The sequence below is a fragment of the Nocardia sp. NPDC006982 genome, from assembly GCF_042869435.1.
Taxonomy (GTDB): domain Bacteria; phylum Actinomycetota; class Actinomycetes; order Mycobacteriales; family Mycobacteriaceae; genus Nocardia.
The window spans coordinates 1-12,873 of the sequence record NZ_JBIAFV010000052.1 but is presented as its reverse complement, the minus strand read 5'-3'; the positions used below and the strand labels follow the sequence as shown (position 1 = coordinate 12,873).

The window sequence follows — 12,873 nt, the reverse complement described above, 5'->3', positions numbered from 1 at the left end:
GCTTCCACCCGATACTCAGGCGAATACGATCGACGCGGACGACCCATGGTGAACATCCTTCCAGGGACCATTGGTCCCGCTATCTCAGATGTCCACTACTTCAGGGGAACCCCAGTCCTCGGCGAATCCGTAATTTCTGGGCAATCTTCGAGCGAACGGAATAGTGGTCGGAGATTTTGGCGTGGTATTGCCAACTGATAACTGGCCCGCCCCCCGAGTTCATCGTCGACTCGGTCCGCGCCACAACACAAACCTTCTCGGTCGAGTTGGGTGCCAGCCGATGGCCGAGGTCGCAAACCTGAATCGGGACTGCCTCGAAACCTTGCATTTGATCGCGGGTCCAAGCGCTGGCCGCCGCTGAGCGTACGCCGGACGTCTTCGTTGACTCAATCTTGCGTGCATTTTTTTGTATACGGCTCGGGTCGCAGTCAGGTCGGGATATTCGCTCGTGGCGACAACGATGTTCTCGTGTATACCTGTCCCGAGGTCCACGCCGTTGTGAACCGCCAGTCGGCCCCATTGCCGGGGCAGCGAGTGTGCCAAGCACACGCACCCCGGGACAGGCGAGCTCCGGAATAGATAACAGCCGCAGTACCCAATCCGGTAGTCACACATGATCAACAACTGATTTATTCTTGCCCTGCTTTTGCGCTGGGGTCGGTCGACGCTTAGCGTCATCGAGGACCGGTGGCACTGTCCGTTAGGTGGGACTGTCGCGGGCGTGGCTATTGTGCCAGGAAGAGCTCGTAGGGTCGTCCCTCCTGTGTAACGACCGTGTCATGCGATACCCCTCTCGACTCCGCGCCACCCCAGCGGCAATTGGAGGTGTCGTGCTCGTATTTCGCTCACCATTTCTGCATAGCCCTCTCGGGCCTCGCCAAGGTGAAACCATGCCTGATGACACGTTTCGGCGTCCGAGCAGTGCAGTACTGTCCACCACGCCTCGGCGTAAGTCTTAGCGATGTGGCTGATCACCTCGCCCAGCGAGTGAGTGTGTTTGCGGGCGTTTTTCGTGCGCGGTACGTATCGTGCGGCCCAAGTATCGATCTCCTTTACAATTCGATCGATTCGTGCGCGAACTTTCTCGCATACGAGGCCTTCTTGCTGTGGCTTCCGATCGAGCCGGAATGAAATCAATTCGGCGTGCAGATCGCTGAGGTCTCGGGCCCACACAACGAGGGGTTGGGTACTGATATAACGACCTGATATGGCCTGGAGAAGGCGCGCCGGCTCCAGCAATGGCTCCGGCGCACTGGTCGATGCCGGTTGGTTACCAGATCGGTTGATAGTCGAAGAAGATCCGTGTAGATACATCACTCACTGCCTCTAGCGGTTGGGGCTGCGGCGGCCAGCAACAGCAGCGGGTCCGCGGGCGGCCTGGTCACGGGGCTGTCACCTGCCCACACCGAATCCAGTCCCAACTCTTCGGCCCGAAGTGACTGGACGACGAACGGACCGAACTCGTGAGCACCGGAAATGGCGTGGTCCCGGGTTGGCAGCAGGTAGCCGATCTTCAGCTTCGCCATGTCACCTCCTCGGTCGTGGGTGTGTCCCTAGCTTAACTATTAGCTTCCTGTTTTTGAAGTGATAAGTTCACATTGAAGTCGCTCTGGGGGCGTTACGAAGGGCGACGGCGCTCTACACGGCGGAGACCCCCAGGGCCGGATGCCGGAACGGTCACGGCCGCGCGACCGATAATCGGCTGGATCCGACTCTGCGCCAGCCAGAGGAACCGGGCGGTGAAGGTCCCGATCTCGGGCAGCCTCGGATCATCCTGAATCGAGCTGCGAATAATCGAGATGAGCGTGCGGTGCACGCAGGTAGGCGCTCACCGCCAGCCGTAAGCACGCTGTCCGCTGGAAGCGGAATAGCTTGCGCCAGAAACCGATCGCCAGCCCGGATACCCCGGTAGCAACGATTCGAGCGCTGCATGCGATGGCAAACACCGCCATACACGATCCCATCGATTCAGATATCGTTACCCGCGGCTTTGTCGAAGCAGTCCATGAGCCAATGGAAGTGCATGGCGCCAGGCCGCTGAGACCTCCTTTCTCACGGGGCTCGTCCTTACTGAGAGTAGGAAAACCGCCGCACTGAGACATCCGCCATACTGCGGAACGGGCAACGCGGTAGCAATCACCACGGCAGGTAATACCCCCGATTTGCGCCAATGCTGTTAATTCGCGCGCCCCTGTTAGCTGGATGTGGGCGGTCCTGCGGTGACCAGCCGGATCAGGCCAGGGTTGTCACCCTCGCAGTTGGTGATCTCCTACTCGATCACCCGCACCGCGACTCCGTCGGGCATAGTGTCCCGGCGGCAACCCAGTGAAGTAGATGCGCTGACATTCGTCGGCCATGCGCAGGGATTCCTTGCTCGCCATCGCCTGTCGTTCCTTCCATTGGTGTAGAGCCCCTTATCGGGCTCTTGACTACTCGTCGCGGGAGGAGGGGCGATTTGGACAGTTCTTCGTGTCCAAATCCGCCTCGGCGTTGCGACGAGCGGCGCACGTGAGGCGAAGGCGGGTCAGATCCTTCTCCTTCGCCAACAGCCGCGATCGCGTGCCTCCTACTCCGCGGGCGTGACGGCCGGGCTCGGGAGGTGATGTCCTTGTGTGGAAGGAAATTCGGATCAACAGATTGTAATTTCGGCCATGTCGATGGCGACCAGGAGGATCTGGGCTCACCCATGGTGAGGCGCAGGTCATCGGCGGACACGATCGAGTTATTCAACCTCGCCAGAGTGCCGATCACCCGATCGGTATCGCGGCAATGCGATTGGCCTGTTCCCAATGAATGAGACGCCTCATCGGGGACCGGCCAGGTCAACATGGCGCGGATGGCCTACCACGCCCTACTGATTCTGCTCATAGCGCAACTCGATCGATCACGTCACCTGCCCGATGCCTGTGGCCACGGTCCGGCGGCGGGCTGAATCTCCTGACGCTGTGCGCAAAGCTGGCGTGTCACTAGCAGCAACTGCCGCAGTTCTTCGGCGGCGCAGTCATGTGCCTTTGCAGAAACTCTCCTGTCGGCTGCCTGGTGGAAGATGGGACTCTTCAGGTTTCTTCACACCGTGTAGGCGTCGAGGGTCTCTGCCGCGAATAGATCAGTGGGTGCGAATTGTCTTGTCGTCAGTCCCTGCTCAAGGGAGTATCGCAAGAAAGTCCCGAGCACTGTCGTGTTAGCCTCGACCCCGTACGGCCAGTAATCCGCACCCATGACCGCAGTAGTGCTCTCGAACTCGTCGTAGAGCCAGGGCAACATGTACCGCAGCGCATTGGTTTCCCTGATCTGGGCGACTGCCAGTGCCCGAGCGTGCTCGAATGCCTCATATAGTGACCTCACGATCCATGGGTTCTTGTCGTAGCGGTCGCGGCGCACAACGACCGTGTGCATGATGGGGAAGACACCAGTATCGGTGAAGTACTTCTCCTCAACGCGTCGAGGATCGCGAAACAACCGGGCGACGGCGGGATTTCCGTCGTGGAACGAATGCGGCATCCGGGCGCTGTACAGCGCGTCCAAATCACCGGCCACCAACATCTGATCCAGTGTTCGATCGTCCGGGATTGGTGCTATGTCCACACCCAGTTGCGCAGGCAGCGGCAGCTTCTCCGACCGCCCCGGCTGATGGAGGCCACCGGTTCGGTACTTGGGCCCCGCGACGGGCAGGCCATGCCGGTCGGCCAATGCCCCGCGGATGAATACCGCGGCAGTCATCTGATATTCCGGCACACCGACGCGTTTGCCGATCAGATCCGCAGGTGTCTCGATACCGGCGGTAGTGTTAACGTAGACCGCGTTGTGTCGGAACGTGCGAGACGGGAATACCGGAATGGCGAGGAACTCATCGCTGCGTTCCAGGCTCATCAAGTACGACGACAACGACATCTCCGCCGCATCGAATTCGCGGAACTTCAGCATCCGGTAGAAGATCTCCTCCGGCGGCATGGTCAGATAGTTCAGGTCGATTCCTGCCGGGGCGATCTCGCCGCTGCGCAGGGCCGCCGTGCGATCGTAATCGCCGCAGGCCAGTGTGATCGGAATCGGTGTCATTCTGTCCTCCAGAACTGGCGATGGGATGCCGATGGACGGCTCATCGGCGCTTGCCGGGCCGGTCGGCATAGGGAATCGCGTAATCGGCACGCACATCCACCTCAAGCCGTCCGAGGCCGTTGATCTCCACGGCAATGACATCTCCGGCGACAATCGGCCCGACCCCGGCCGGCGTTCCAGTTGCGATGACATCCCCCGGATGTAGTGTCATCACAGAGCTGATATATGCGATCAATTCGTGTACTCCATAGATCAGCTTGCTAGTCGACGAATGCTGACGGAGAGCTGCGTTGACCCAGCATTTCAAGTCGAGTCGACCAGGGTCACCGATTTCGTCGACCGTGGTGATCCATGGCCCCAGCGGGGTGAACGTGTCGAACGACTTTCGGGTGGATCGGTCTTCAGTGGATCGCACCGTGATATCGAGGAGGCAGGTGTATCCGAAAACCTGGTCCAGGGCCCGGTCCGCCGAGACATTCCGAGTGGTCGAGCCGATCACAACAGCCAGCTCTGCTTCGTAATCAGTTCTCTTGTCGGTGTATGGCAGCTGCACCACTCCCCGCGGTCCGATCACCGACGACGGCGCCTTGAGGAATGCGCCCCAATCCATAATCGTCTGAGCATCAGGCATTTCGTCCACATGCTCGTAATAGTTCGCTGGCGCGCCGATCACCTTGCCGGGTGCGGGCAGCGGAACTCCGAATTCGGCATCCTGCAAAGGCTGATGCGGCAGCGATTGGAGCTGCGCCGGATCGATATACGCTGAGCGGCCACCGCGTCGAATGAGATTCGCCAACACGCCCTCGGGTGTCGATGTGTCCACACCCATTAGCTCGGTCACATCCACGACATGGTCTTCGGCGACAACCGCCAGGCGCCCCCCCTTCAAGACCGCGTATCGCATACTGTTCCCTCAGGCCCGTTCTTCACGGAGCAGGTTGAACGGCTCGAGCATCGGTTCGTCCGTCATGGAGAAGATCGCGACATCACCGTCGGCATGGTGCTCTGCCCACGCCCAGGACGGCACCACGAGGAAGTCTTTCTCGTCCCAGTCCAGCCGTTTTCCGTCGATGATGCTGTGCCCGGATCCCTGTGCGACGCACAGCACCGCGCTGCTGGTCGTCCGCCGTGGCTCCGTACTGACGCCGGCTGTCAGCAGTTGCATGTAGCAGGCGAGTGTAGGCAGCACGTGTCCGCCGGTGAGCGGGTTGATGTATTCCATCTTGGTGCCTTCGTGCGCGTCAACGATTCCAGAGTCGCGCATTCGCTCGAGCGCGGCGAGTGTGTCGACCCATCGGTAGACGGTCATCGGTGAGTGTGGCGTGCTGGGCTTCTCATCGAAGGGTTTGAGCCCAGCCGGGTAGCGATCCAGGCAGTGGCCTTCAGGCAGATGCAGCTCCTGCAATGCGTTTCCCGGATACTCTTCGAAGAATTGTGCCCGCATTCCCCTGACGAAGGGGACATCCAGCCCATCGAGCCAAACTAGCGGCTGATCTCCGGTATTTCGATGATCGTGCCATGTGCCTGCTGGGGTCAGCACCAAGTCCTTGTCCGCCATCAGGATAGGTTCACCTTCGACAGTGGTATACCCGCCGCCCTGCAGAACGAACCGGATCGCGCCGATGGTGTGCCTGTGAGCGGGTGCGGTCTCCCCAGGCATCACCATCTGGTATCCGCACCCCATTGTGTGGGTGGCTCCGAACTGCCGTTTCGGGTTGCGTGCGGTAAGCGCACGACGCGCGGCGTCCTGGCCGAGCTCGACGACATCCGCCGCCTCGAGCAACAGTTCGTAAAGCTCTGTCCACCGCCAGACATGCGCTGCTTCTTCGATCGCCGGTTCCGGGAACTCGGTATCTGGAATCGTCCACAGCGCCGTGACGGAATGTTTGGCGAGTTTCTCGTAGTACGCGTCAGCAAGGGATTTCTTTGCGTCGATAGCAGTCATTAGTTGTCCTACCTTTTCTGGGTGTGGGGCCTGGTCCGGTCATTCGTAGGATCGGTGGGCCCCAGGGGTTTCGGGTATGGCTGTCATTGGGGTGCCGTTGGCAAGGCTCTTGGCCGCCCGGAACTCTACGATGACCCGACTACCAATTGGGATACGCGAGTTGATCGTTGCTGTAGGACAATGTCGGCGAGGTCGTCTGCGGGTGACCTGTGAGATGACGAACTGGCGAAGGTGTGCGTGCCCGAGATCTGCTGGGTGGATATCGGTAAGGAACACCACCACTGCGTGGTGATCAATGCCGATGGTGATCGGTTGCTGTCGCGGCGGATGTTGAACGACGAGGCCGAGTTGCTTGCGCTGCTCGGTGATGTCCTGGCAATCTCCACCGACACGCTCTGGGCTCTCGACCTCAATCATGGTGGAGTCGCTCTGCTGATCGGCTTGCTCCTCGGCCGTGACCAGCCAATGGCCTACTTGACCGGCCTCGGAGTCCACCGAGCCTCTGCCACCCACCGGAGTGAGGGCAAGACGGATGCGAAGGACGCGTTCGTCATCGCCGACCAGGCTCGCCTGCGCCGTGACCTCGGCCTGCTGCGACCCGGCGACGAAATCGCCGTGGACCTGTGCACACTGACCAACCGGCGCTTGGATGTGGTCTTCGACCGCACCCGCCGGATCAACCGCCTGGGTGCCCAACTGCTCAAGATCTTCCCCGCCCCGGAGCGGTCGCTGGACCTGGCCACAAAAGGGCCGATCATGCTGCTGTCCGGCTATCAGGTCCCGGCCGCGATTCGCCGCGCTGGCGCCGAGCGCATCGAGACCTGGCTGCGTAATAGCAAGGTCCGCAACGCCGCCGCGCGCGCGAACAGAGCCGCCGCCGCCGAGTCCCAGCACACCACGCTGCCCGGAGAGAAGCTGGCCGCCGCCATGGCCCGTCTCGCGAAGGCGGTGATAGCCCTCGACGCAGAGATCGCCGAACTCGACACCCTCATCGAGGACAAGTTTCGCGAGCATCCGCACGCCGAGGTGATCATCAGCTTGCCCGGCATGAGACCCCTCGGCGCCGAGTTCCTCGCGTCCACCGGCGGCCATATGGACGCGTTCGGCAGCGCCGACCGCTTGGCCGGGTTCGCCGGCCTGGCTCCCAGGCCGCGGGACTCCGCCCGTGTCGGCGGCAACCTCCGCAAACCCAAGCGATACCACCGGGGTCTTGTGCGGAGGATGTATCTGTCGGCGATGGTCAGCATCACCACCTGTCCCGCCTCCAAGGCGTACTACCGACCGAAGAGAAGCGAAGGCCAGGGCCACAAGCAAGCGCTGCACGCGCTCGCGCGCCGACGCTTGAACGTCTTGTGGGCCATGATCCGTGACCGGCGGTGCGACCAAAGCCCACCTCCCGTCACTACCGCGGCTTGACATCACGATTGGCAAGTCCTATGCGGTTTCCAGACGGGTCTCGCCCGTATCAGGTGCGAACACTTCGGCGCGTGGTGGATCCGCGTACAGCCAGTCGAGGTAGGTCATATCGTCGGGTTCCCGCAACCGCAGATACGCGTCGCGAATAACCTTCGCCGGGCCACCTACATGGCTGAGTTCCCCCCAGAACCGTGAGTAAGTTTGCATCGCGGTGGCACGTGGCAACCGAGACGACTCGTGCGCCTTAAATGCGGACGTGAAATCCATGCCGTGCGTCTGGATGTGCGAGGCGATGGACACCGCGTCTTCGAGTGCTTGACCGGCACCTTGAGCGAGATACTGCTGCATCGGATGCGCTGCGTCACCGACGAGCAACACCCGTTCTCGATGCCACGTCCGGTCCGATGAACGGTCGAACAACGCCCACCGCCGATCTCGCCCCACCAACTGGACACACTCACGCACCGGGCCGATCGCCTGGGCGAATCGTGCGTCCAACTCCTCCGTCGTGCCCCCCAAGTCCGTATCCGGGTCGTAGCTGTCGCTGCGAAACACCGCCACTTGGTTGAAAAGCTCGCCGGAGCGAATCGGGTATTGCATGAGGTGATAGTCATGCCCGAGCCACAGCGTTATCGAATCGGTCCGAACACCGGGGGGAAGCTGGTCGACCCGGACTGTCCCGCGATACGCGACGAATTGGCTGCACTCGGCCGGGGCATCCCCGTGGACATACGCGCGTATGGCCGAGTGCAACCCATCTGCGCCGATCACCGCAGGTGCCTGGTATGAGTCGCCGTTCTTGCAGACAACGGTGACCTCGTCAGCTGCCTGCTCGACCGCGACCACTTCGCTGCCTGCATTCAGCCGGACCAAAGGATGGCGCTGGCATTCCTCGAGCAATGCCTCCAACAGATCCGCGCGGTGAACAGCGGCATAGGGATAGCCGTAGCGTGGCACCAAGGTGTTGGTGAGACTCAATTCCGTGATTACCTTCCCCGACTCGGCGTCGCGGACCACGGCTCGCTGGAGCAATACGGCATTGGCAACGACTCGCTCATACAGCCCCAACTGCGCCAGCACGCGTAACCCGTTGGGACCCAGCTGCAATCCAGCGCCGATTTCAGCGAACTGGGGCGCTCGTTCCAAGACGTGCGTGGGCTGGCCTGTTCTGGCAAGGGCAAGAGCTGTCCCTAGGCCGCCGATTCCTCCACCGATGATCAATAGCGGGCTCGGATGTGAGAGATTCATTATCAAGGCCTCATATGTTTCGTGTACGAAGCGATCTGGGACCAGGGTGGACCGTGTACGAACTATCTGTCAAGGACCGGCATTTTCCCGTACCGGCCGTGAACTACTTCGGCGCGTTGGAGTGGTTGGCAAGGAGGCCCAGTAACCCGACGAATCTGTCCCGCTCGGCGTCCGGAATAGACGACAGCAACAGATCGCTTACCGCCTCGGCGCGCGGCGCGAGAGTCATGACCACGGCGCGACCCTTCGCCGTCAGTTTGAGGATCTTGCGTCGCCGGTCGCGCGGGTCTTCCCAACGCTCGATCTCTCCTCGTCCAGCAAGCCGCTGGATGACGTCGGTCAACGTCGCCTGCCTCAGTGAAACGATCTTGCCCAGAGTTCGTTGGTCCAGCCCTGGATTTTCCGAAAGCGTCTCGAGCACAGCAAACTGCGGCGAAGTCACCGTTCGTGAGACCTGCTGGAACCACAGTGCCGTGTGCACCTGTTCCGCGACTCGAATCAAGTGACCCACCTTGGAATCAAGGCCCCCATTCGCAGCCAAGTCGTCCTCCGTTTTCATCATCCATGCACCATTCGAATGCTGCTAACCGCGCGATTTCTGGCGTCGATTGTGATGGTGGATCTGCCGATCATTATCTCGGCTCCGCTCGTCCATGTGGAGCTACCGCCACCTCCGCGGCCGAAATGCCGTTGCCTGATGGGAGTTGCTCACTCTTTAGCCCACAGTTGGTGCGCCGGCTGATCGCCTGAGCCGCCGGTCGGTCAGCACTACCGTTGCCAGGCACGGGATAGATTCCTAGCGTCAGATCGTGCCCGGCCGATCGATTCGGCATTATCGCAGGCGGAGACTGCTACGGTCGAGCTTGCTCGAAGGGCTGTTCGGCGTCTGGTTCGCTCAGCGCGGCCAAGCACCGTCGATCGTAATCGTCTACGAGGCGCGCGCCGCTCTGCAACACGTCGCGCCCCTCCTCGGTGGGGCTGACGGTGTTGTTGCGGCGATCATTGGGAGCGGGCGGCGCTCGACCCAACCCGTCGTCTGCAGCTGGTCTATCAGGGCGACCATGGTCGTGCGATCGACGCCGAGAAGCTTTGCCACTCGCTGGGAGTGCCCGTACTGCTCGTCGAGGTAGTTCAGCGCCGCCCACTGATAGGGGCTGATGCCCATCGGCTCGAGTTCGGCCGAAGCCAGCTGCTGATATTGCAGTGGCTGCCCGCCAGCAGTATCGGTGTGGCTCTCTAATGGCTTGCGTCCCACCGGGTTACCGTGCAGGCGTGGCTGGAAAGGGGTCTGCCCTGGCTCGAAGTAGCGGTGCCTTCCTGCACCGATACCCATCCGTCGATCTGGAAGGATACCGATGCCGGTCATCATCGGAATTGACCCGCACAAACGCTCGGCGACCATCGAAATCATCGATCCTGGCGGGAAAGTCCTGGCGACCGGGCGTTACGGCACCGACACCACCGGATACAGCGAAATGATTTCTACTGCAAAGGGTTTCGGAGAGCGGGTGTGGGCGATCGAAGGCTGCAAGGGTGTCGGCCGGCACCTGGCACACCGGCTGGTGGCCGACGGGGAAACCGTCATCGACGTGCCCGCGAAGCTGTCGGCGCAGGTGGGAGTGTTCGCCACCGGCAACGGCCGCAAAACCGACCCGGTCGACGCCCACTCGGTTGCGTCGGCTGCGTTGCGAGCACCGAATCTGCGCCAGGTACAGGCCGATCCCGAATTGGTCGCGCTCGGCTTGCTGGTCGACCGGCGCGACGAACTCGGCCGCGCCCGCACCGAACTGCTGAACCGTATTCACCGGCTGCTGCTCGAGCAGGTGCCCGGCGGCGCCAAGCGGTTCCTGTCCGCGATGAAGGCCCGCGCCCTAGTCGAGACTGTCGAACTAGCCTCGATCTTTCGCCGGGCCTTCGGCCCGGCGTGATCGGGTTCGGATTGGGTTTGGGTCGCTGAGCAGCGACTTGTGGGTAACACAGGTGGCCCGGTCAGCGGGTGGCTGCCGGGTTCCACGGGCCCGGATGAATTTCCTTTCAGCGGTAGAAGGGGCGCGTTTGTGCTGGTCAGCCCGGTTGCATGCAGTGGAGGGCGGTCAGTAGCAGGCTCGTGCCGCGGTGGTGGCTGGACAGCCGCAGGTGGACCCGGCGGGCGGGGCGGCCGATCCGCGCGGGGATCGAGAACAGCTGCAGACGAAGGGTTTTCGGTTCCCAACCGCGTGCGGGGTGGTCGTGCAGGGCGAGGGTTTGCAGCCAGGCGGTCAGGTCCAGCGCGAGAGCGACGATCGCGACCCAGATCTGGTTGGCGGCGAAGGTTTTGAACGGGAGGTTGCGCAACCCGGTGTCTTTCGCGGCGCGGATGCGGTCCTCGCAGCGGGCGCCGCGGCGGTGACGCAGTTCCAGATCGGGGATCTGCCCGCGGCAAGTGTTGGTGACGAACGCGGTCAACCGCAGCCCGTCGAGGTCGGTGAACCGCAGCTGAGCTCCGGGATGTGGGCGCTCCTTCCGGACGATCAAGCGCATTTCAGCAGGCCAGCCGGTCAACTCGACCATGCCGGTGACCTCGGCGACCCACGCGCCTTCACGGACTTCGCCCTCGGCGTCGTAGGCCGGGGTCCACACGTGTTTCGGGATTGCGTTGACCGCGGCGACGATGGTGTCGGAGGTGACGGTGACGAGACGTCATCGAGGATTCACTGCGCGTTCGCCCGTCCGGTCTTCTCCTGGCCTGTAGTCCCCGGATGGAACGAGAACCCATGGACCTTCACCTCGATGCTCCGCACCCCGCAGTTACCCGAGACGCACGCCGAGGTCGGAGACAAGCCATGAGCACTGGCTTGGAACTACATCTTCGACATCGAACCTCCATTGATGTGTTCACTCACTATGTGCGACCTCGTGTCGCACCGGCGGCTCCGCCCCACCCGGCCCGTTCGACGGTCGGTGCGTCTATCCCCGTGCGGCGCAACCGGATCGCCCGCCACTGGGGAGTATGACCAGATGGTTCCCGTGTTCACTGTGATTCGCTCGACGAAGTAGGAGCCCAACTGTGTCCCTGCGGCATCGCCACGAGTACGCCGTAGACCTTCCCCGTGGCCTCCCGACCGGCTTTCGTAAACCTGTCCAGGAGTTCCCCTCCGCAAGCGTAAACATCGGGGACACACCGCGTCCTGCCCATATCCGCCAGATTTGAGCAAGTGGCGCATGGAGGGACGTAACAACGCTGGTTCCTCGCGTACTCCTGTTCATCCCGCTCGCCGGACCCGCACCATCTGGCAGTACTGGCCACGTCCCGGCGTTGTCAGGGCTGCTCCCACCCTCCCCAGCACCACCGGGATCAGGCTGCCCTCAGCTCCACCGACCTGCTACGACAGGCCGGAGGCGGGGGTCTCTCACCTCCACTCGAAACACAGCGCCTCACGGCGCAAACGCTTCCTGCGCCAGAACCCATCACCCTGGCAGCCGACACCTTATTCACACGCCGTCGTCGATGCCCTCGATGTAGCTGTCCCCACCGAGGCTCTGGAGCAGAGCGCAATGATGGTCGCTGGGTTATAGGGACGGCAACCTGGCGCCCGCAGTGCTCACACCCCGAACAAGGCGGGCACGAATCCCAGCAGCGATCAACTTTCCCGGCATACCCGGAGGGTGCGGGGTATTTCTTCAGTTCAAGGTCCAGGAGCAATGAGTACTCCCCAGCCGGCTACCACCAGGAGTTTGCCCGGATGGCTCACTCCCAGAACTGATTAGGAGCGAATATGCAAGACCCCATCTCATGCCAGCCTGCAGGCCAGCGCACCTCCCAGATCTGAACACGGTCGAACGCGCCCTCGTCCACGGCAAGCATGGGATATCCTCGACGCCGCGTCCTGACCTGTTAGACGAATTAGTAGGCAATTCCGACGGTATACCCGACCGTGTCTGGTTGGTCGATCACGCGAAGCATGCCGTGAGCGACGTCGGCGCGTGAGATGGCTCGCCCTCTCCGGACGTTCTGGCCGCGCACGGTTCGGTAGGTCCCGGTTCCCGGCCTATTTGTCAGTCGCGGTGGTCGCAGGGCGGTCCAGTCCAAGCCGCTGTCTCTGAGGATGTCCTCCATCACCGCGAGGTCGGCAACGATGGGGTGCGCGACGACGTGCGCGCGTATGCGGTCGAGCATCTCGGGGACCCGGACGGCGTGTTGGTCGTCGACGAGACGGGATTCCTGAAGA

At 62.1% G+C, this 12,873-nt stretch carries 10 protein-coding genes and 1 pseudogene; 2 read left to right on the top strand and 9 right to left on the bottom strand.

The features are described 5' to 3' along the window. Nucleotides 1-1,313 precede the first annotated feature (1,313 nt). The 4 genes from ACFYOW_RS48945 to ACFYOW_RS48930 all read right to left on the bottom strand — a co-directional run bounded on the left by ACFYOW_RS48945 (nt 1,314) and on the right by ACFYOW_RS48930 (nt 6,001). Nucleotides 1,314-1,526: a hypothetical protein gene (locus ACFYOW_RS48945; RefSeq protein WP_387298953.1), complete on the bottom strand. Its 213-nt coding sequence runs from the start codon at nt 1,524-1,526 to the stop codon at nt 1,314-1,316. 1,540 nt (nt 1,527-3,066) lie between these two features. Next, nucleotides 3,067-4,056, bottom strand: a complete 990-nt coding sequence (locus ACFYOW_RS48940) for an ABC transporter substrate-binding protein (RefSeq protein ID WP_387298951.1) — start codon at nt 4,054-4,056, stop codon at nt 3,067-3,069. A gap of 40 nt (nt 4,057-4,096) precedes the next feature. Beyond that, nucleotides 4,097-4,897, bottom strand: a complete 801-nt coding sequence (locus ACFYOW_RS48935; RefSeq protein WP_387298949.1) for a fumarylacetoacetate hydrolase family protein — start codon at nt 4,895-4,897, stop codon at nt 4,097-4,099. 72 nt (nt 4,898-4,969) lie between these two features. Next, nucleotides 4,970-6,001, bottom strand: coding sequence for a cupin domain-containing protein (locus tag ACFYOW_RS48930; RefSeq protein ID WP_387298947.1), 1,032 nt, complete (start codon nt 5,999-6,001; stop codon nt 4,970-4,972). A 231-nt stretch (nt 6,002-6,232) separates the two neighbouring features. Here ACFYOW_RS48930 and ACFYOW_RS48925 point away from each other — a divergent pair, with 231 nt between their 5' ends. Beyond that, nucleotides 6,233-7,417 carry an IS110 family transposase gene (locus ACFYOW_RS48925; RefSeq protein WP_387298945.1) on the top strand — a complete coding sequence of 395 codons (1,185 nt, stop codon included), beginning with the start codon at nt 6,233-6,235 and terminating at the stop codon, nt 7,415-7,417. An 18-nt stretch (nt 7,418-7,435) separates the two neighbouring features. Here ACFYOW_RS48925 and ACFYOW_RS48920 read toward each other — a convergent pair whose 3' ends face one another. From ACFYOW_RS48920 to ACFYOW_RS48910, 3 genes are all read right to left on the bottom strand, one after another. Continuing rightward, a complete protein-coding gene (locus ACFYOW_RS48920) occupies nt 7,436-8,665 on the bottom strand; it encodes an FAD-dependent monooxygenase (protein WP_387298943.1) in 1,230 nt (409 codons plus the stop codon). A gap of 103 nt (nt 8,666-8,768) precedes the next feature. Continuing rightward, nucleotides 8,769-9,227: a MarR family winged helix-turn-helix transcriptional regulator gene (locus tag ACFYOW_RS48915; RefSeq protein ID WP_387298941.1), complete on the bottom strand. Its 459-nt coding sequence runs from the start codon at nt 9,225-9,227 to the stop codon at nt 8,769-8,771. A gap of 366 nt (nt 9,228-9,593) precedes the next feature. Next, nucleotides 9,594-10,034 carry a MarR family winged helix-turn-helix transcriptional regulator gene (locus tag ACFYOW_RS48910; RefSeq protein ID WP_387298939.1) on the bottom strand — a complete coding sequence of 147 codons (441 nt, stop codon included), beginning with the start codon at nt 10,032-10,034 and terminating at the stop codon, nt 9,594-9,596. On the opposite strand from ACFYOW_RS48910, the gene ACFYOW_RS48905 reads away from it, so the two are divergent. Continuing rightward, the gene (locus ACFYOW_RS48905) at nt 10,021-10,593 is read left to right on the top strand and encodes a transposase (RefSeq protein WP_387298937.1); all 573 of its coding nucleotides are present in this window, start codon (nt 10,021-10,023) and stop codon (nt 10,591-10,593) included. The two genes, ACFYOW_RS48910 and ACFYOW_RS48905, sit on opposite strands and share 14 nt — an antisense overlap. A gap of 136 nt (nt 10,594-10,729) precedes the next feature. Here the strand turns inward: ACFYOW_RS48905 and ACFYOW_RS48900 are convergent. After that, nucleotides 10,730-11,326, bottom strand: a pseudogene (locus ACFYOW_RS48900) (transposase); the annotation flags it as partial. 1,222 nt (nt 11,327-12,548) lie between these two features. Next, nucleotides 12,549-12,821 carry an NAD(P)-dependent oxidoreductase gene (locus ACFYOW_RS48895; RefSeq protein WP_387298955.1) on the bottom strand — a complete coding sequence of 91 codons (273 nt, stop codon included), beginning with the start codon at nt 12,819-12,821 and terminating at the stop codon, nt 12,549-12,551. Between the last annotated feature and the right edge of the window lie 52 nt (nt 12,822-12,873).